This is a genomic window from Rheinheimera sp. SA_1 (assembly GCF_001669775.1).
Classification (GTDB): Bacteria; Pseudomonadota; Gammaproteobacteria; order Enterobacterales; family Alteromonadaceae; genus Pararheinheimera.
Window position 1 is genome coordinate 414,754 of sequence record NZ_LXWK01000011.1, and the last position, 19,813, is coordinate 434,566.

Genomic DNA, 19,813 nt, shown 5'->3' on the forward strand with positions numbered 1-19,813 from the left:
ATAAAATACAGTACCGGCTGAGAGTATAAAGGGCGTCTTACCTTTAAATTTCATTAGCTTGCTGCATCAAACAGCGTGTCCGCCCCTGCCGGTGTTACCGGACGCACCCCAACCCGGCTGATGTCACCGTCCTGCAACTCTGCCACTGTCCAAATCATCTCTGACCATAACACGGTATCGCCGACGACTAACTTGCCGCCGTGTTTTTGTGCGATAAATTCGTTCAGCTGCACACAGTCGCCACATTCAGTGAGATCCAGTGTATAAAACATAGCTAAATCATCGAGTTTGGCGGCGCCATCCAGCATAAAGTCGCCAAAAAATTCAAAGTCGAAATTACGTTGTGGTGTCTCGCTGAACATCCGGCCAAGCACCGGCAAATCTGCGTCGTGGCCGATAATACACAAAATGTCACCCGCCATCAGTCTGGAACTTCCCGATGGATGCAGCAGTACATTGTCGCGAAACAAAGCCACGATGCGGGTTTTGTCCGGCATATTCAGGCTGCGCAGTTCACTGCCAATGCACCATTTGTCTTCGTTCAGGCGGTAAACGAAAATTTCCCACTGGCTCGCCAGCTGAATTTCAATACCAGCGCGGGAAATGGGTGATGGCATCGGCGGTACCACCACTTTGGCCTTACGTGCGGCAAAGCCCAAAGTAGTGCCTTGAAGCAACAACGACACCAACACAATAAAAAACGCCACATTAAAAAACAGCTGCGCATTGGGCAGGCCCGCCATCAGCGGAAACACCGCCAGGATCACCGGCACCGCCCCCCGTAATCCAACCCAGGAAATAAATGCGCGTTCTTTAAAGCTAAAACCACGAAACGGCAGCAGACCAATAAACACCGACAACGGCCGCGCAAATAAAATCATCCACAACGACAACAGCAGCGCCGGTACCGCAATCGGCAACAACTCACTGGGCGTCAGCAGTAAACCCAGCACCAGGAACATGCCAATCTGGCTCAGCCAGGCCAAACCATCAAACATATGCAAAATACCGTGACGGTTACGAATCGCTTGGTTACCAAGCACCAGACCACAGACATACACACTCAAAATACCGCTGCCACCCACAGCACCGGACAAGGCATATAAAATAATACCGCCACTGACGGCCAGTAATGGGTACAAACCATCAGCGATGTGAATAGAGTTGATGAGCTTCAGCAGCACCCAGCCACCGGCTAATCCAAGTAAAATACCGATGCCAAATTGTTCGACCAGGCTGACCAACACCGACCATTCAAACGACGTCTGGCCGCTTGCCAGCATCGCTATTAAGGTAACGGTTAAAAACATCGCCATCGGGTCGTTACTGCCCGACTCAATTTCCAGCGTGGCGCCGACCCGCTCGTTCAGGCCTTTGCCGTTCAGCAAATTAAATACCACGGCCGCATCGGTAGAACCGACAATAGCGCCGATCAACAAACCTTCCAGTAATTCGAGGTTAAACAGCCAGGCCGCCGCAACACCGGTTAAACCAGCAGTAATCAACACCCCCAGGGTTGCCAGTGACAACGATGGAGTCAGTGCCACTCGAAAACTACGGGCATTGGTGCGCATACCGCCATCGAGCAGAATGACCGCCAACGCTAAGTTGCTGACCATATAGGCCAGCGAATAGTCGTCAAACGCAATACCGCCAGGACCATCAATACCGGCGAGCATGCCAACAGATAAAAATATCACCAGGATAGGCACGCCAATTTTATTGGCCACTGAACTCACCATAATGCTGGCCGCGACTAAAATCGCGCCAATCAGCAATAAGTGATTAATGGAACTTGCATCCAATGTTGACCTCCTGCACCAGCTCTGACTGGCTGCTTAAAAACAGCTGAGCTATTAAAATATAGCCACAAACTACCAATTTCAAACTAAAACTTACAATACTCAATAAATAAAACAAAATAATTAATTTAACCAATGACTTATATCTACATAATTTTCAGGTAATTATGGGAATTAACACCTGGCACCTGCTGATATCTGAATTATTAAGACGTTATAGCAACAAAACAGTTCAAAACCGTTTTATGTCTATTTTTCCTATTTTGTTTGCCTACTTTGGCTTCGCTTCTTTATGTTACACAATGACAGTTTTTTTGCTGGTTTGTGTTAAATTGCAACGGCATCCCTGGTACAAACTGCAAAATCGGAGTCTTAACTTGGAAACACCCAGTGGCATGGAATTTAACGATCTGACCGGTGATGTCAGAGTCCATGGCATAAGCTACCGCTTTCGGCCAAAAACCTTCGAACTGCTGCGATTATTGGCAAACGCTCCGGCACAGGTGTTCAGTAAAACTGTGATCCTGCAACAGATTTGGCCCGACGCCATCGTCGAAGAGCAAGCGATTTTTCAATCCATTAATGAGATCCGCAAAGCTTTTGCACCGGTCGAAGTCATTAAAACTTACCCAAAAAAAGGCTATGCCTGGGTGTTGCCGCCAAACCTACAATCCACGTCATCAACCGTCTGTCCGATTAACCAACAACAGCAGCGGAAATCCACGGCGAAACGGTTACTCATGCTTACGCTACTGGTATTGCTGCTCAGTATTATCGTCGGAATTTATGGCCACAGCAGCTGGACGTCAGCGGCAGACTCGGACTCAATGCAGGACACAATCGTCACAGGCGCCAACACCGTGGCACCCCACAGTGCAATTTTGGTACTACCGTTTGATGTATCCCGACTCGATGCCAGTCAGCACTGGCTGAAATTTGCCGGGATGGATGCCTTAATCCAGCAGTTGCAACCCACCAGCGAATTGACGGTTTTTCAGCTGGCTGATGTCATCGATATTCTGAAACGACTGCCGCCGGCGTCGATCAACAACCGCAGCACCGATAGTGGCACCAAAAGCAACGCCGATAGCAGCCGTATGTCACAGCAAGCGATTAGCCAGTTATTTCAGGTGGCGGGGATCACCCAGATTGTGCAGGTCGAAATCAGTGGTGTGCCAGGCGACTACCAGCTGATTACCACCCTGCACTATGCGGATTCACGCCAGAAAAGCGCATTTCACAGCACCTCGTTAGAACAGAGCCTGCCACAGCTGGCAGCGCAAGTTTCAAACAAGCTGTCGCAACCAACAGCAGCCAGCTCCGATTTACACAGCCATTTGCTCGCCAATGCCCTGGAGCTGGTGGCAACACAACAATTCATCACCGCATTGCCGCTGGCGACCAGCGCTGTGACTTTAGATCCAACCAATATTGTTGCCCATTATGTGTTATCCGACATCCAGCTTCAGCTGGGTCAATTTGCTGCAGCCTTCGCCACCACCGAACATGCGCTGACCTTGCAGGATGCGCCGGGTTATTCACAATATGTGGCTCGTTTGTGGTATCAAAAAGGTATTGTATTGATGCAGCGCCGCGACTTTATTGCCGCCGAAACGGCACTGCAACAGGCGTCGAAATTAGCCAATCAGCAAAAAGACTGGCTCTATCTTGCGTACAGCCAAGCTATGCTGGCGCAGCTGAAACTGGCACAGCAGCAATTTGAACAAGCATTGCCGCTACTCAATGCCGCCTTGCAGTATCAGCAAATCTTGCATTGCCCGCAGGGTATTGCCCAAAGCGAACTGGATTTGGCCGTTTATTTGATGCTGACCAATCAGCCGGAACAGGCGAAGCGACGGTATAAAACCAGTGCAGAATTGGTTCAGCAAAAGGGATTAACTCAACTTCATCCAGCATTGCTGGAGTTTGAACAACGCTGGCTGAAACAACCAACGGCGCAATCAGAGTGACATTAAAATATATAACTTACTGATGTTAAACAATTTAAGAATACTTATAGCAGAGTTATAACCCGACTAAAGGTCTTTATCCGGCCATCCCCGCGACAGTAGCTGCAGGCGCTTAGCTGCCGAAACTGACTTTTTTGCTTCAAGGGGAAAATATGACTTTTGCGTTTACCACTACATCAGCACGGTACTCTGCTCTGCTGTCGGCTTTATGCTTTTGTTTCGGCGCGACGTTTTTTCAACTGCCAGCACAGGCGCGGGAACTCCCAAAAACTCTGCTTAAACCAACTACAGCTTTGGCTTTTGTCGGCGCCAAAGTGCTACTGACTGAACAAGCTCACCTGAACGCCGAGTTACAACCGGCCACCGTGCTGGTCAAAGATGGTTACATTGTCGAGCTGCTGGCTGCCAGCCAAACAATTCCGGCGCACTATCAGCAAGTTGATGTCAGCGGCCAGTATCTACTGCCGGGGCTGATTGACGCCCATGTCCATCTGGCACAATCCGGCAGCGCTTTCACCAGACCCGATATGATTGAAGCTACAGCGATCCAGCCCTACACCGACGATCAGCAGTGGCTGCATGACCATCTGCCCGAACTGTTAAGCACTTATCTCAGTCTTGGTGTTACCACAGTGGTCGATATGGGCGGTCCTGCCGCAAGGTTGCGCCGTTATGCCAGCCTGAGCCAGCAAACTGGCCTACCGGAAATCGTCGCTGCCGCAGCACTGTTGTCACCCACCAGCGTGCCGCAATTAACGGCAGCTGATGGGAATACCTTTCAGGAAGTCACTTCGCCCAAAAGCGCTAGCGAAGCCGTCCGGCAACAAATCCAGCAAGGCGCTGCCATCGTTAAAATTGTCTGGTCGCAGGAAACTGGTTTGTCAGACGCCCAATTAACTACGCTGTATCAGGATGCCATCAACACCGCCAAAGCCGCCGGAAAAATAGTCGCGGTTCATGTTGAAAGTTTAACCAGTGCCAAGCAGGCGATGCGGGCTGGTGTCGATATTCTGGTGCACGGCGTGGTCAGCGAAAATATCGATGCTGAATTTATAACCCTGGCGCGGCAACATCAGGTCAGCTATCTGCCAACGTTGACGGCCTACCAGCACTACGCTGACATTTTTAGCGGTAAACTCAGTTTTACCGAATTTGAACATCAACTGTCGCACCACCCACTCATTCAGTCCTTTACCACGCTCAACGCCAATCCAGCCAAAACCGGAGAGCTCTATCAGATTTTTCGCCGTTATATGCGCTATGTCGATGCGCCAGCAGCAAAACTGGCTGAACTGTCGGCTGATGAACAAAGTATCGTGGCGCAGCTCGGTCAGGTGTTTTCAGTGAATATTGCAAAAATACAGCAACAGAACCTGCAACTTGCGCTGCAATCAGGTCTGAATGTGGCTTTTGGCACTGATGCCGGCAACCCCGGCACCTTACATGCAACATCAATCCGGGAGGAAATGCGTACCTGGCAACAAGCCGGAGTCAGCAACGCGGTTATTCTGCGCGCGATGACACTCGGCAATGCAGTTGCGCTGAAGTTAGATCACAAACAAGGACGCATCAGCGCTGGCCAGCAAGCCACTTTTATTTTGCTACAGCACAACCCACTGCAGGAAAACTTTCAATTCAGTCCACCACTGATGGTGGTGCAACGGGGACATATTGTGAAGCTCTAAACTGGCTGTTGTTACGAACCTACAGCCTTAGTGTGGTTGGCTGCCAGAGCAACTAATATTGCCCTGGCACCAATCAGCAAGTAAGCTTTTCCGGCATCCAGCACCAGCTACCGGCAAAATTAACCTGTACATTCGGCTCCCAGCCGATATAATACGCGCCGCTCTTTTGACTGTTCTTTATACAATAAGGTAATCCTATGCATCCGATGTTAAACATCGCTGTTCGTGCTGCGCGTAGCGCAGGCAATATTATCGCGCGTGCTTGTGGTCAGCTGGATATGGTCCAGTCCATCCAGAAAGGCACCAACGACTTTGTCACCAACGTCGACAAAGAAGCCGAACAGGCCATCGTTAATATTCTGCGTAAGTCATATCCAGATCATGACATCATCGCGGAAGAAGGTGGCGAATACACCAACAACAATAGTGATTACCAATGGGTCATCGACCCGCTCGATGGCACCACCAACTTTATCAAAGGCATCCCCCACTTCGCTGTTTCTATCGCACTGCGTTACCGCGGTAAGCTGGATCAAGCTGTTATTTTTGACCCGCTGCGTGGTGAAGTGTTTACCGCCAGCCGTGGTGGTGGCGCGCAGCTCAATGGTCGCCGTATCCGCGTGACTTCATTACCAGATTTAGGCGGCACTGTGCTCGCAACAGGTTTCCCGTTTAAACATAAACATCATCTGGATGCTTATACCGAAACTTTCAAAACTTTCTTCACCGAAGCTGCCGATATCCGCCGCACAGGCTCTGCCGCGCTGGATTTAGCTTATGTTGCTGCCGGTCGTTTTGATGGTTTCTGGGAAATTGGTTTAAAACCATGGGATATCGCCGCAGGCGAATTGATCGTGCGTGAAGCCGGTGGTTTGGTCAGCGACTTCGTCGGTGGCAATAACCAGATGAAGAGTGGCAATATTGTGGCAGCCAGTCCAAAAGTACTACAGGCAATGCTCAAGGGCATGCGTCCACATTTAACTGATTCACTAATGAAATAATTGATGACGCCTCCACTGGAGGTTTCAAAAAGTAAAAAACCGCCAGCTGGCGGTTTTTTACTTTTCTATGCTTTTGAAAAATTACGGCTTTTCCAACGGTAAACCAGCATTGACCCAGGCCGAATAACCACCGGCTAAGCTCAGCACATCGGTATAACCCATTTTTTGCAGCACATCGGCAGCGAGCGCAGAGCGAAATCCACCACCACAATACAACACTAAGGTTTGTTGTTTGTCTTGCACTGCAGCTTCGATATCACGTTCAATGACACCTTTGCCCAGATGCATGGCTTGCGGTAGATGACCTGCCTGCCATTCGCGGTCTTCACGCACATCAATCAGCACGGATGGCCGCTGATGTTGCTGAAATTCGTCAATGGTAATTTCTTTCACCCGGCTTTTTGCATCGGCGACCATTGCCAGAAAACCAGCGTTATGTTGTTTACTCATTGCTTCAGCTCCAATTTCTGTTTGCGCCAGGCGCAAACTTCCGGGTGACAAAACGCCCGGATCAGCACCAGCTGACCCGGATCAATTACACTGAAGGTGTACCTTCGCCTTCTTTTTCAATCACGGTCGGCATCAAGTCTTCACGACTGGCGCCTAAGATCACGGCAATCGAACTTGCCATGTAGATTGAAGAATAAGTACCGATGGCGATACCAAACAGCAGTGCCGTGGCAAAACCGTGGATCATCGCGCCGCCCATAAAGAACAGCACAATCAACGTCAATGCTGTGGTCAGCGACGTCATGGTCGTCCGGCTTAAAGTAGAAGTAATGGCTTCGTTGACGGTTTCATCCACGGTCGCGTCACGCATTTTGCGGAACATTTCGCGGATCCGGTCAAAGACCACGATGGTATCATTAATCGAATAACCAATTAGCGCCAGAATCGCCGCTAGCACGGTCAGATCGAACTCCAGCTGGAATACCGAAAACAGACCCATGGTAACAATCACGTCGTGCAACAACGAGGCAACGGCGCCTACCGAAAAACGCCATTCAAAACGCGCCGCCACGTAAATCAGAATACCAACCAAGGCTGCCAGTACCGCGAGGAAACCATCTTCTTTTAGCTCCTCACCCACCGACGAGCCAACGACATCGACTTTACGCACCGTCACCGGCGTTTCCGCTACCGTATTTAAGGTAGTCAGAATTTGCTCGCCAATCGCTTTCTGGTTTAAATCAGCACGCGGCGCAATCCGGATCATCACATCCTGACTGGTGCCAAAATAAGCCACCTGTGCATCAGCAAAGCCATTTCCTGCCAAAGCACCCCGTACTTTTAGCAGATCAGCTGGTTGCTGAAACTGCACCTCAATCACGGTACCACCGGTGAAGTCCAGGCCCAGATTCAAGCCTTGCGTAAACAAGCTGAATAACGAACCCAATACCAAAAAGGTCGAAAACACGAGCGCTGGGATTTTCAATTTCATGAAATCCAGCGATTTTGTAAACTTGAATATTCTCATGGTTCTATCCTCAAACCGGCAGATCAGAGCCGCGACGCTGACCCCAGATCACGTTGACGATCACACGGGACACCAACACAGCAGTGAAAATTGAGGTACAAATACCCAATGCCAGCGTCACCGCAAAACCTTTCACCGGACCGGTACCTACACCAAACAGAATTAACGCTACCAGCAAGGTGGTAATGTTTGAGTCGGCAATAGTCGCAAAGGCGCGGTCATAACCTTCGTGGATGGCATGCACTGCCGAACGGCCTTCAGCCAGTTCTTCACGGATACGCTCAAAGATTAAGACGTTGGCATCAACCGCCATACCCACGGTCAGCACGATACCAGCCATACCAGGCAACGTTAACGTGGCACCTGGGATCATCGACATAATACCAATCAACATCACCAGGTTGGCTGCCAGCGCAATATTTGCCACCACACCAAACCATTTGTAGTAAATCACCATAAAGGCAACGACCGCCAGCATACCCCACATTATGGCGGACAGGCCCAAATCGATATTTTCCTGACCCAGGCTAGGGCCAACCGTGCGTTCTTCCACAATCAAAATTGGTGCTATCAACGCACCAGCGCGTAACAACAACGCCAGATTCTGGGCTTCGCCTGGTGCGTCCAGACCGGTGATCCGGAAGCTACGACCCAACCGCGACTGAATAGTGGCAATACTGACCACTTCTTCTTTTTTCTCCAGAATGGTTTTGCCGTTGCTATCTTTTTTATCGGTTGGTTTGTACTCAATAAACACCGTAGCCATCGATTTACCGATGGCATCTTTGGTTGACGTCGAGAACGAGTTACCACCTTTGGCATCCAGATCAATATTCACCTGTGGCCGGCCATTTTCGTCAAAACCGCTGTTTGCACCAACGATATGGTTACCGGTCAGCATCACACGTTTTTGCAGCACCACCGGGTTTCCGGCACGGTCCTTAAACAATTGCGCAGAAGGCGGCACTCGACCGGCAACTGCACTTTGCACATCAGCAGTCTCATCGACCAGACGGAATTCAAGTGTGGCAGTGGCGCCCAAAATTTCTTTGGCACGGGCGGTATCCTGCACACCAGGCAATTGCACCACTATCCGTTCAGCGCCCTGGCGTTGTACCAGCGGTTCAGCAACACCAATAGCATTCACCCGGTTACGGATGATGGTAATGTTCTGGGCAACAGCGTCTTCACGCAGTGCTTTTAAGCGGGCTTCACTGAAACTGGCGATCAATGACATTTCATCACCTTCGGTGAAGGTCATGTCCGGATCTTGTTTGGTCAGCACTGCTTTGGCAGCAGAAACATCCTGATCATTCCGGAACGAAATGACGACCTGCTGTTTCACCAGATCAGGCGTCACTGAACGATAACGAATTTTCGCTTCACGTAAATCAACCCGATACACCTGCACCAGATCGTTGACGTTTTTGTCCATCGCCGTTTTCATGTCCACTTCCATCAGGAAATGCACACCACCACGTAAATCCAGACCGAGTTTCATTGGTGTAGCACCGATGCTATTCAGCCAGGCCGGAGTCGCCGGAGCCATATTTAGCGCTGTGACGTATTCACTGCCAAGCTCAGCATTGACCACTTCACGGGCTTTTAACTGCTCTTCTGCACTGCCAAAACGCGCCAGGATCTGACCTTTTTCCAGCACCACACTTTTGACGGCTATATTGCTTTTTTGCAACGCCTGTTCCAGCTGCACCACTTTTTCTGCAGTAACATCACCGCCACGGGTCGCTGTAATTTGTAACGACGGGTCTTCCGGATAGATATTTGGCAGTGCGTAGATCAAAGAGACCGTCAGCACAACCAACACCATCAGATACCGCCAGATTGAATTCTGGTTTAACACTTTGTGATCCTTTTCAGCTTAATCTGAATCTTACAGCGATTTCAGCGTGCCTTTAGGCAACACTGCGGTGATAGCGCCTTTTTGAACTGTCACTTCAGTCGTGTCGTTCAGAGAGATGGCCACAAAATCTTTGTCGTCAGCGATTTTGCTGATACGGCCAATTAAGCCGCCCTGGGTCAGCACTTCATCACCTTTGGCCAGCGCCGACATCAGGTTTTTATGCTCTTTCATCCGTTTGGCTTGTGGACGGTAGATCAGGAAATAGAAAATCAGACCAAACGCCACCAACATGATGATCATGTCAAGGCCGCCACCAGGCTGACCGGCGGGTGCTGTTTGCGCGTGTGCGTTAGAAATAAATAAACTCATGGTTGTCCCCTTAAATTATAAAATTACGATTCTTTTGATGATTCTAAAACTTGTTCGGTCGCTGGCAGCGGCGGTAACGCATCCAAAGCCGGCACAGGCATGCCGCGTTTTTGGTAGAAGTCAGCCACAAAAGCATCCAGCTTACCTGCTGCAATAGCTTCGCGTAAACCTTGCATCAGAATTTGGTAATGCCGCAGGTTGTGGATGGTATTAAGGCGTGCGCCGAGAATTTCGTTGCAACGGTCCAGATGATGTAGATATGACCGCGAATAGCTTTTACAAGTGTAACAGTCGCATTCTGCGTCTAAAGGTGCGATATCGTCCTTATATTTGGCATTGCGGATCTTTACCACCCCAGCATTGACGAATAAATGACCATTACGGGCGTTACGGGTTGGCATCACGCAGTCGAACATATCGATGCCGCGACGCACCCCTTCCACCAAATCTTCCGGTTTGCCAACGCCCATCAGATAACGTGGTTTATGTTTTGGCAATTGGTCAGCAGTGTGATTGAGGATTTTGATCATTTCATGCTTTGGCTCGCCCACCGACAAGCCGCCGATGGCATACCCATCAAAGCCAATGTCTTCCAGGCCTTGCAATGACACATCCCGCAGATTTGGATACATGCCACCCTGAATAATACCGAACAAAGCTGACGGATTATCACCATGCGCATCTTTACTGCGTTTGGCCCAGCGCAACGACATTTCCATCGATTTTTTGGCTTGTTTTTCAGTGGCAGGGTACGGCGTACATTCGTCGAAAATCATCACGATGTCCGAGCCTAGTGCAGCCTGAACTTCCATCGATTTTTCCGGTGTTAAAAAGATTTTTTCACCATTCAGTGGCGAGCGGAAAGTCACACCTTCTTCTTTGATTTTGCGCAGTTCACCCAGGCTGAATACCTGAAAACCACCGGAATCAGTCAGAATAGGTTTCTGCCATTGCATAAAATCATGTAAATCACCATGTTTTTTGATGATTTCAGTGCCTGGGCGCAGCATCAGGTGGAAGGTATTACCGAGACAAATTTGGGCGCCGGTGGCATCCAGTTCTTCCGGGGTCATGCCTTTGACAGTACCATACGTACCTACAGGCATAAAAGCAGGTGTTTCGACCACACCGCGGTCAAACACCATCCGGCCACGACGGGCTTTGCCGTCGGTCGTTAATAATTCAAATTTCACTTTTACCTCTTTGGCCGGAAAAACAGTCCAGCACTATTAAAAACCGGCCGATTGTAGCAGAAAGATTGGCTGAACCCTACCCTTTGCCCAAGTGCCATGGCCGCTTGGTTTGCACCTCGAGTGGAGACTGCCCGAAGGCCTGCGGCTAAGGTTTGTTTTGCAACAGAAAACTAGCCGGTTACAGGATCAACATCGCATCGCCGTAAGAGTAAAAACGATATTGTTCAGCGATGGCGGTTTGATAAGCCTGCATCACAAAATCGCGGCTGCTGAAGGCCGACACCAGCATAATCAAGGTCGATTCCGGCAAATGGAAGTTGGTAATAAGGGCATCCACTACTTCAAACTGATAACCGGGGTAGATAAAAATCCGGGTATCACCGGCATAAGGCTGTAACGGCAATTGTTGTGCTTTGGCGAACTGCGCAGCGGATTCCAGCGAACGTACCGAAGTCGTGCCCACCGCAATCACTTTGTTGCCACGAGCTTTACAGGCATTGACCTTGTCGACAACGTCTGCCGGCACTTCGATGTATTCTGCATGCATTTGATGTTCAAGCACATTGTCGACCCGCACCGGCTGAAAAGTACCGGCACCGACATGCAAGGTAACAAAGGCAAATTCCACACCTTTAGTCTGCAAGGCATCGAGCAGCGGCTGATCAAAATGCAGTCCGGCGGTTGGTGCGGCGACAGCACCAGGTTTTTGGTTGTAGACGGTTTGATAGCGCTCGCGATCGGACGCCGCATCCGGCCGGTCGATATAAGGCGGTAGTGGCATATGACCTAAGCGCTCCAGCATTTCCAGCACCGGTTCATCTGATGTGACCCGCAGCTCAAACAATTCGCCGTGACGTTGCACCATTTCCACTTCGGCATCATTTTCCAACACCAGTAAGTTACCGGCTTTGGGCGCTTTACTGGCCCGGACATGGGCTAAAAAACGTTGTTGATCTAAAATCCGCTCGACCAGCACTTCCACTTTGCCACCGGAGGCTTTCTGACCAAATAACCGCGCTGGGATCACGCGGGTGTTGTTAAACACCAGCAAATCGCCCGGGTTAAAGGCGCTCAGAATATCGGTGAAATGTTGGTGGCTAAGTTCGCCGGTATGGCGATTGAGTTTTAATAACCGGCTGGCAGAACGCTCCGGCTGCGGATAACGGGCAATCAGCTGCTCCGGCAGCTCAAAAGAAAAATCGGTACGTAGCATAAAATAGTCCGCTTTACTGACAAACTAGAAAAAAGGGTCGCCATTGTACTTGGCCGCGCCTTTGAACTCAAATCAGCACGTGGGGAGTCATTTGTTCACAGACTTCTGTTAACAAATGACTCTGACCCCACAATTTACCACAATTTACATTGTTACCGAATATAGGTATTAACGGATTATTTGTTAAAAATGCTTTTTATATCAGCATTCTCTGAACTATAATCCGTTACATCTATGCAAGTGGCAGGATGCCAGAACAGGAACGGTTAAAATGGATTTATGGTTTGCAGGATGGTTGTTTGGTTGTAGCCTGATTATTTTAAGCTGGTATTGTCATCAACTGGCGACCGAAAAAGGTTATAGCCCCTGGTTGTTTGCGGTGCTTGGATTGTTGCCCATCCTCAATTTTTTCTCATTGTTGCTGCTGTATCTGTTACCCGATAAATTTGCCGAAGAACATCGGGTGTACTTCAGCAAATTCCGCCAGCGCCCATAATTTACGACATGATGAAGCTGATTCAGATCACTGGATCAGCCACACATTTTTGTTGCAGCACTTCGGCAATCAGCGCCGCCATCAGTTTATAACTGCGTGCTTTACTGGACGTTGGTCGCCAGGCCACCCCAATATCACGATAGGCCGTGGCATTTTGCGGTGACTGACAAATCAGTTGTGTACCTTCTAACAAACCGCTGTTAATCGCCATTTGTGGCATAAAGGTCACGCCGAGTTTGTTATTCACCATCTGTGTCAGCGTGTGCAGGCTGGTGGCGAAAAACGGATTCACCTTGCGTGAATCTTCCAGCTCACAGGCTTTTACCGCGTGCCCGGTTAAACAATGCTCGCGCTCGAGTAAAAAGATACTTTCATCGGGCCACTGTGAAATATCCTGCTGAAAGCCACGGCCCAGCCAGTCCTGATGCAATACCAGCTTAAAACCATCCTGCGCCAGCACTTCAGTATGAAAAGCGCCGGTTTCATAGGGCAGCGCCAACAACACCATATCGAGCCGTCCTTCGGCCAGCCCTTGTAGTGAATTATCTGAGGTATCTTCGCGCAGCAACAATTGCAGTTCCGGATAACGCTCGCGACACAGCTTCATCACTTCACTAAGCACAAAAGGCGCAATAGTCGGGATACAACCTAAGCGGAACGGGCCGGTCATTGGTTTGCCCTGATGCCGGGCAAAATCGGTCAGTTCTTCACATTGTTCGATGATATAACGCGCCTGACGCACAACATCTTCGCCCAAGGGTGTGAAAATAAAGGTTTTATGGTCGCGTTCCAGCAACTGCGCATTCATGGTTTCTTCCAGATTGGCAATGGCAGCACTTAAGGTAGATTGACCGATATAACAGGCATCGGCGGCACGACCAAAATGTTGGTGTTCGTGCAACGCCAGCACATATTGGAGTTGTTTAATACTGGGCAGACGCTTCATCAGATTTTCCGCAGCAAAGGGCACTTTGTACCTGTAATACCGATGAATCTGATGCTAGAGGAATTGGCTTGAGACTGCAAGCGCATTCATTTGCTCTTGGCCGCAAAATCGTTGCTGTAAAAGCGCGACCTTAAAAGCTCCCGCCCTAAAATCAACATCCGTAAAAACAACAACCCGCCGAAGCGGGTTGTTGTCATGCAAAAGCGACGTCCAGGATTGACGGGCTTACAGCATTTCCATAATGGTCTTGATGATGTAGAAGAACACAATCGACAAGAAAGCACCGATTGGCAGCGTCACTACCCAGGAAATAAAGATATTACGCACCACACTCAGGTTCAGCGCCGCAATACCACGGGCCATACCAACGCCGAGTACCGCACCAACCAGCGTCTGAGTGGTAGAAATTGGTAAACCCATGCCTGAAGAAATAACCACAGTACTGGCAGCAGCGATTTCAGCAGCAAAACCACGGCTTGGCGTTAAGTGCGTGATGTTCGAGCCGATGGTTTGGATCACACGGGCACCAAAGGTCATTAAACCAATCACGATACCGACAGCGCCTAAAGGTAAAATCCACCAGTCCAGCGCCACTTTATCTAACACCTGACCACCTGACTGAATCACTCCAACCACAGCCGCCAGAGGTCCAATCGCATTGGCTACATCGTTTGAACCATGGGCGAATGCCATACAACAGGCGGTGAAAATCATCAGAATGCCGAAGATTTTTTCAACGTTGGTGAAGTGCATTTCTTTGTCAGCGTCCGGATCAATTTTTAACCGGCTAATCGCAATTTTACCAATGGCACCTACTGATAGCGCAATCGCCAGGCACAATAATAAACCTTCATTATCAGATAAACCGATACCAACGTGCTTCAGACCTTTGGTTACAGTTACAAACGCCATGATAAAAGCAGCAAACACCATGTAAAAAGGCACGTACTTTTTGGCACTGGCCAGCGGATTGTCAGTATCAAAAATCAGCTTCTGCGCGCTCATGAAAATTAAAAACGCCAGAATACCCGCCAACACCGGTGTCACCACCCAGCTGGCGACGATGCCGCCAACTTCACCCCAATGCACAGCGTCCATACCAACGCCAACCGCGCCAAAACCGATAATTGCGCCAACAATCGAATGGGTAGTTGAAACCGGCCAGCCAAAATAGGTGGCAACCAGCAACCAGGTGCCAGCAGCCATCAACGAGGCGATCATGCCGTACGCCAACAGTTCAGGCACTGCGGCAAATACCTGCGCGTCGACAATACCGCTGCGGATAGTAGAAGTAACTTCACCACCGGCAAAAAATGCACCAGTGAATTCAAAAATTGCAGCAATAATAATTGCTTGCTTAATCGTCAACGCTTTAGAACCAACTGAGGTTCCCATCGCATTGGCTACATCATTCGCGCCGACACCGTACGCCATGATAAAACCAAAAAATGCAGCGGCTAACAGCAAGTAAGAGCCGTATTGGGCCAAAATTTCCATAATAAAATACCTTTGGAATTAACGAGCTAACATGATTTCAAGCCGTGAACCAACCTTGAGGGCTGTGTCCGCCAGATCCCCAACCCACTCCAGAGTGCGGTACAGGAACATCACATCAACCGGATTTAACTCGGCTTCTGCTTTGCGCACAAATTTGCGCAGGCTAATTTGCATTTGATCGGTATCGTGTTCAATTTCGTCGATTTTTTCGACCATCTTGATCACCAGATCAACTTCACGGCCACGGAAACCAGTTTCCAGTAACTCATCTAATTCGTTGATGGCTTCACAAGCCAATGCAACAGCGTCAAGACAACGTTGCAGATAGGCATGAAATTCAACTTGAATTGGTTGTGGGATTTCGAGCTCACGACCTAACACCCGACCGGTGATGTCTTTGGCTTTGTTAGCAATTTTATCTTGCTGTGAAACCAGCTCGAGGATATCGGTACGTTCTACCGGTAAAAACAAGCCACGAGGTAAGTGGACCCGGATATCACGTTTTAATTTGTCGGCATCTTTTTCTAATGCGACGATGGTCTTCCTGACTTCCGCTGCAGTATCCCAGTCCTTGTTATACACCGCAGCAAAAAATGGCAGTAATTGCTCACAGGCCGCCAATACTTTGCGGATATGCTCTTCGATCGGCTTAATTGGAGATTTTGCGAAAACGGCCAAAAATGCACTTGGCATAGGTTTGCCTCTTGGTTTTGATGTGGACGAAAGTCGGCGCGCATTGTACTGCAATCATTCGCTAATAAAAAAGGAATTCTGACAGTAAAATGACAAAGCCAGCCTGAATTTTAGTCAGATCTGGCTATGTTGGAGATTATTTATTTCAATACTGCGTTTTTACTTAAGCAACCAGCATTATTTAGCTACGGGCATTTTGTTCCAGACTGTCTTCATCGCTGTGCCGGACGTCTTTGCCTTTCACAAACGAAATCACATATTCCGAAATATTTTTACAGCGATCGCCGATCCGTTCCAGTGAACGCGCCGACCACAATACATTCATGATTTTTGGGATCGATCGTGGATCTTCCATCATGTAGGTCATCAGTTGGCGGGTGATCGCTTCATATTCGCGATCGACTTTTTTGTCTTCTTTATACACCGCCAGCGCCGATTCGACGTCCATCCGGGCAAAAGCGTCCAGCACATCATGTAGCATTTGTGCGACGTGGCGGCCCATGTTTTCCAGATTGACTAACAAATCTTGCTGCGCGCTGCTGAACGACTCCAGCGCCACTTTGGCAATACGCTCGGCTTCATCGCCAATCCGCTCTAAGTCGGAAATGGCTTTGATAATCGCCATAATCAGCCGTAAATCGCTGGCCGCTGGCTGACGTTTGGCGATGATACGGGTACATTCGCCATCAATCAGAATTTCCCAGTCATTCACTTTTAAATCGGTAGCAATCACATGGCGCGCCAGTTCCGGGTCGCTGGTCGCAATGGCGGTCAGTGCATCAGACAGTTGTTGTTCAATCAAGCCACCCATCGCCATCACGTGGTTGCGGATCTGCTCAATTTCTTCATTAAACTGGCTGGAAATATGTTTGGTTAAGTTCAGCTTATCCATCATGGACTCCTGTATCCCCGTCATCCTTGAAGATGCAGGGGTGTTGTCTTCGTTCACTCGCCCCAGTCGCATAGGACAACTATGCTCCTGGGGCCTCGCTTACTCGCCGCCTACCTGCATCATCAATGATTTAGGGCAGTTTAAGCGGCGGTGGCTGCTGTAATTAGCCGAACCGGCCAGTAATGTAATCTTCTGTTTGTTGCTCTGATGGATTGGTGAACATTTTGTTCGTCGCATCAAACTCAATCAGATCGCCCATGTACATAAAGGCAGTATAGTCAGAAACCCGTGCTGCCTGTTGCATGTTGTGTGTGACAATCACGATGGTGTAACGATCTTTTAACTCGTAAATCAGCTCTTCAATTTTCAGCGTCGAGATTGGATCCAGCGCCGATGCCGGTTCATCCAGCAACAGCACTTCAGGTTCAATCGCAATCGCCCGGGCAATCACCAGACGTTGTTGCTGACCACCAGACAAGCCAAAGGCGTTGTCGTGTAAACGGTCTTTGACTTCGTTCCAAAGTGCTGCGCCTTTGAGTGATGTCTCCACCACTTCGTCCAGCACCCGCTTGTCTTTCACGCCTTGCAGACGCAGGCCATAAGCGACGTTTTCATAAATGGTTTTTGGAAATGGGTTCGGCTTTTGAAACACCATACCGACTGAACGCCGCAGTTCCGATACATCGACGGACGGCGCATAAATATTCTGGCCATCCATCAGGATTTCGCCTTCAATCCGGCAGATATCCACCAAATCATTCATCCGGTTGAAGCAGCGCAACAAGGTCGACTTACCACAACCTGAGGGCCCGATAAAGGCGGTGACGCGTTTTTCCGGGATGATCATATTGATACCATTTAAGGCTCTGGCATCGGCGTAATACAGATTCAGGTTATTCACCGTCAGCTTTACTTTTTCATCGGCCAGGATCAGGTCGCTGGTGCTGTTTTGCAGTTGCTGTTGACTCATTGTTTCATTCACTCTTTCAAATTTAATCCGGGTTGCAGTGGCGCCCACAGGCGCCGGTGGCATCAAAGCTCAGCTTAATCCGACTCGCTGCGGTATTTTTCCCGCAATTTGTTGCGCAGCTGGATAGCCGCCATATTCAGCACCACAATCAGTAACACCAGCACCAGCGCGGTGGCGTACAGCAGCGGCCGTGACGCTTCTACGTTCGGGCTTTGGAAACCCACGTCATACACGTGGAAACCCAGGTGCATGATTTTCTGATCCAAATGTACAAACGGGAAGTTGCCATCAACCGGTAACGTTGGTGCTAGTTTCACAACACCCACCAGCATCAGCGGCGCTACTTCGCCTGCCGCACGGGCAATCGCCAGAATCAAACCGGTCATCATCGCTGGTGTAGCCAGCGGCACGACCACTTTCCACAAGGTTTCTGACTTGGTGGCACCAAGTGCCAGTGAACCCATCCGGATGGTACTAGGAATGCGCGACAAACCTTCTTCGGTTGACACAATCACCACCGGTAACGTCAGCAGCGCCAGCGTTAACGAGGCCCAGAATAAACCTGGAGTACCAAAAGTTGGTGAAGGTAACGATTCAGCATAAAACAGCTGGTCGATATTGCCGCCCAGAATGTACACAAAGAATCCAAGACCAAATACACCGTAAACAATCGAAGGAACACCGGCCAGGTTATACACCGAAATCCGGATAATCTTCAGCACTGTGCCCTGCTTGGCATATTCGCGCAGATAAATGGCTGCCAGCACGCCAAACGGCGTCACAATAATCGACATCAGGATCACCATGGTGACAGTGCCGAAAATTGCCGGGAAAATCCCGCCTTCAGTGTTGGCTTCGCGTGGATCATCACTCAGGAATGACCAAACCGCAAAGCCGTAATGGCCAAGTTTCTGCATCAGGTTCATCGCGTTTGGCTGATGCGCATGCACAATGTTGCTCAAGCTGATGCTGATTTCAGTGCCTTCAGCAGAGGTCATCACCAGAGTATCGCGTTTGGCATCGGCGTACAGCGCATCCAGCTGCTGTTGTAACTCAGCATACTGCGCATCCAGCTCTGCTCTATCCTGAGCGGCTTGCTGATCGTATGTCGACAGCTGCGCGGCGTCTGCACCAGAAAGTTCGAGTTTACGCCGTTCCAGCCGCAGCTGTTCCAGACCGTTGTTAATCCGGCCAATATCGGCTTTTTCAATCTCAGAAATAGCGTCCTGAATGTCATTCGCCCGCGTGATCCGCGTCAACAATTCAGGCCAAAGTGCTGCACCTTCCGCCACCACTTGATCCCGCTCCAGCAGTTTTTGCGGGAAGCCGAAGAAATGACCCCATTCGCGGCGCTCAATCACTGTGGCATCTTGCGGCTGTTGCCAGTTGGCTAAATCGCGGTCCAGGAACCATGCGAAATCACGGCCATACATATCGCGGTTCGCGACTTTCAGTAAATGCCGCGGATAAACCAGCTGCCCGGCATCCAGCGTCACACCAGAGTCTTTTAACACCGCGGCGCTGACTTCTTCAGTCCGGACTAATTCAGCCAGCAGCAGTTTTTCACTGCCATCCAGCTGTTTCGCTTGCACCGTCTGTAAATTGCCAGGCCAGAAGTGACTGCCACCCTGCACCAGAATAAGTCCCAATACCCCAATCACCATCACCAAACATAAGGCGATCGCACCGGCGTTTAACCAAATCCACGGAGTTCCCGTTTTGAACCAAGCTCTCATCGTCATGACTCC

General features: G+C 49.6%; 17 protein-coding genes. 4 read left to right on the top strand and 13 right to left on the bottom strand.

All coding sequences use genetic code 11. The features are described from left to right. Positions 1-53 precede the first annotated feature (53 nt). Positions 54-1,805 (bottom strand): potassium/proton antiporter, encoded by a 1,752-nt coding sequence (locus tag A5320_RS03065; RefSeq protein WP_068060761.1) that lies wholly within the window; start codon positions 1,803-1,805, stop codon positions 54-56. Between the two features lie 374 nt (positions 1,806-2,179). Between A5320_RS03065 and A5320_RS03070 the strand changes: the two genes are divergently transcribed. The 3 genes from A5320_RS03070 to suhB all read left to right on the top strand — a co-directional run bounded on the left by A5320_RS03070 (position 2,180) and on the right by suhB (position 6,458). Continuing rightward, positions 2,180-3,772 (top strand): winged helix-turn-helix domain-containing protein, encoded by a 1,593-nt coding sequence (locus tag A5320_RS03070; RefSeq protein WP_197489958.1) that lies wholly within the window; start codon positions 2,180-2,182, stop codon positions 3,770-3,772. A gap of 152 nt (positions 3,773-3,924) precedes the next feature. Continuing rightward, positions 3,925-5,457: an amidohydrolase family protein gene (locus tag A5320_RS03075; RefSeq protein ID WP_068060767.1), complete on the top strand. Its 1,533-nt coding sequence runs from the start codon at positions 3,925-3,927 to the stop codon at positions 5,455-5,457. Between the two features lie 197 nt (positions 5,458-5,654). Continuing rightward, entirely contained in the window at positions 5,655-6,458 is an 804-nt protein-coding gene (suhB, locus tag A5320_RS03080) for an inositol-1-monophosphatase (protein ID WP_068060770.1), read from the top strand. An 81-nt stretch (positions 6,459-6,539) separates the two neighbouring features. Here suhB and A5320_RS03085 read toward each other — a convergent pair whose 3' ends face one another. From A5320_RS03085 to queA, 6 genes are all read right to left on the bottom strand, one after another. After that, positions 6,540-6,908: a rhodanese-like domain-containing protein gene (locus A5320_RS03085; protein ID WP_068060771.1), complete on the bottom strand. Its 369-nt coding sequence runs from the start codon at positions 6,906-6,908 to the stop codon at positions 6,540-6,542. 85 nt (positions 6,909-6,993) lie between these two features. Next, positions 6,994-7,935, bottom strand: coding sequence for a protein translocase subunit SecF (secF, locus tag A5320_RS03090; RefSeq protein ID WP_068060774.1), 942 nt, complete (start codon positions 7,933-7,935; stop codon positions 6,994-6,996). Between the two features lie 10 nt (positions 7,936-7,945). Next, complete coding sequence (gene secD / locus A5320_RS03095; RefSeq protein WP_068060776.1) at positions 7,946-9,796, bottom strand: protein translocase subunit SecD; 1,851 nt, start codon at positions 9,794-9,796, stop codon at positions 7,946-7,948. Between the two features lie 30 nt (positions 9,797-9,826). Further along, complete coding sequence (gene yajC / locus A5320_RS03100; protein ID WP_068060779.1) at positions 9,827-10,165, bottom strand: preprotein translocase subunit YajC; 339 nt, start codon at positions 10,163-10,165, stop codon at positions 9,827-9,829. A 23-nt stretch (positions 10,166-10,188) separates the two neighbouring features. Further along, complete coding sequence (tgt, locus tag A5320_RS03105; RefSeq protein WP_068060782.1) at positions 10,189-11,358, bottom strand: tRNA guanosine(34) transglycosylase Tgt; 1,170 nt, start codon at positions 11,356-11,358, stop codon at positions 10,189-10,191. 178 nt (positions 11,359-11,536) lie between these two features. Then, positions 11,537-12,571, bottom strand: a complete 1,035-nt coding sequence (gene queA / locus A5320_RS03110; protein ID WP_068060784.1) for a tRNA preQ1(34) S-adenosylmethionine ribosyltransferase-isomerase QueA — start codon at positions 12,569-12,571, stop codon at positions 11,537-11,539. 271 nt (positions 12,572-12,842) lie between these two features. Here queA and A5320_RS03115 point away from each other — a divergent pair, with 271 nt between their 5' ends. Continuing rightward, positions 12,843-13,067 carry a hypothetical protein gene (locus tag A5320_RS03115; RefSeq protein ID WP_068060786.1) on the top strand — a complete coding sequence of 75 codons (225 nt, stop codon included), beginning with the start codon at positions 12,843-12,845 and terminating at the stop codon, positions 13,065-13,067. Between the two features lie 22 nt (positions 13,068-13,089). Here the strand turns inward: A5320_RS03115 and A5320_RS03120 are convergent, their stop codons facing one another. The 6 genes from A5320_RS03120 to pstA all read right to left on the bottom strand — a co-directional run bounded on the left by A5320_RS03120 (position 13,090) and on the right by pstA (position 19,801). Then, positions 13,090-14,013 carry a hydrogen peroxide-inducible genes activator gene (locus A5320_RS03120; protein WP_068062896.1) on the bottom strand — a complete coding sequence of 308 codons (924 nt, stop codon included), beginning with the start codon at positions 14,011-14,013 and terminating at the stop codon, positions 13,090-13,092. A gap of 225 nt (positions 14,014-14,238) precedes the next feature. Further along, the gene (locus A5320_RS03125) at positions 14,239-15,510 is read right to left on the bottom strand and encodes an inorganic phosphate transporter (protein ID WP_068060789.1); all 1,272 of its coding nucleotides are present in this window, start codon (positions 15,508-15,510) and stop codon (positions 14,239-14,241) included. Between the two features lie 18 nt (positions 15,511-15,528). Further along, positions 15,529-16,203, bottom strand: a complete 675-nt coding sequence (locus tag A5320_RS03130; protein ID WP_068060792.1) for a TIGR00153 family protein — start codon at positions 16,201-16,203, stop codon at positions 15,529-15,531. 181 nt (positions 16,204-16,384) lie between these two features. Beyond that, positions 16,385-17,095, bottom strand: a complete 711-nt coding sequence (phoU, locus tag A5320_RS03135; protein WP_068060795.1) for a phosphate signaling complex protein PhoU — start codon at positions 17,093-17,095, stop codon at positions 16,385-16,387. 163 nt (positions 17,096-17,258) lie between these two features. Further along, positions 17,259-18,065, bottom strand: a complete 807-nt coding sequence (pstB, locus tag A5320_RS03140) for a phosphate ABC transporter ATP-binding protein PstB (protein WP_068062897.1) — start codon at positions 18,063-18,065, stop codon at positions 17,259-17,261. 74 nt (positions 18,066-18,139) lie between these two features. Next, complete coding sequence (gene pstA, locus A5320_RS03145; protein ID WP_068060798.1) at positions 18,140-19,801, bottom strand: phosphate ABC transporter permease PstA; 1,662 nt, start codon at positions 19,799-19,801, stop codon at positions 18,140-18,142. Between the last annotated feature and the right edge of the window lie 12 nt (positions 19,802-19,813).

Excerpts from the sequence above, each read along its gene's own strand:
- A5320_RS03075 (WP_068060767.1), top strand. The coding sequence starts at position 3,925 with ATGACTTTTGCGTTTACCACTACATCAGCACGGTACTCTGCTCTGCTG.
- suhB (WP_068060770.1), top strand. The coding sequence starts at position 5,655 with ATGCATCCGATGTTAAACATCGCTGTTCGTGCTGCGCGTAGCGCAGGC.
- A5320_RS03085 (WP_068060771.1), bottom strand. The coding sequence starts at position 6,908 with ATGAGTAAACAACATAACGCTGGTTTTCTGGCAATGGTCGCCGATGCA.
- secF (WP_068060774.1), bottom strand. The coding sequence starts at position 7,935 with ATGAGAATATTCAAGTTTACAAAATCGCTGGATTTCATGAAATTGAAA.
- yajC (WP_068060779.1), bottom strand. The coding sequence starts at position 10,165 with ATGAGTTTATTTATTTCTAACGCACACGCGCAAACAGCACCCGCCGGT.
- queA (WP_068060784.1), bottom strand. The coding sequence starts at position 12,571 with ATGCTACGTACCGATTTTTCTTTTGAGCTGCCGGAGCAGCTGATTGCC.
- A5320_RS03115 (WP_068060786.1), top strand. The coding sequence starts at position 12,843 with ATGGATTTATGGTTTGCAGGATGGTTGTTTGGTTGTAGCCTGATTATT.
- A5320_RS03120 (WP_068062896.1), bottom strand. The coding sequence starts at position 14,013 with ATGAAGCGTCTGCCCAGTATTAAACAACTCCAATATGTGCTGGCGTTG.
- A5320_RS03125 (WP_068060789.1), bottom strand. The coding sequence starts at position 15,510 with ATGGAAATTTTGGCCCAATACGGCTCTTACTTGCTGTTAGCCGCTGCA.
- A5320_RS03130 (WP_068060792.1), bottom strand. The coding sequence starts at position 16,203 with ATGCCAAGTGCATTTTTGGCCGTTTTCGCAAAATCTCCAATTAAGCCG.
- phoU (WP_068060795.1), bottom strand. The coding sequence starts at position 17,095 with ATGGATAAGCTGAACTTAACCAAACATATTTCCAGCCAGTTTAATGAA.
- pstB (WP_068062897.1), bottom strand. The coding sequence starts at position 18,065 with ATGAGTCAACAGCAACTGCAAAACAGCACCAGCGACCTGATCCTGGCC.
- pstA (WP_068060798.1), bottom strand. The coding sequence starts at position 19,801 with ATGAGAGCTTGGTTCAAAACGGGAACTCCGTGGATTTGGTTAAACGCC.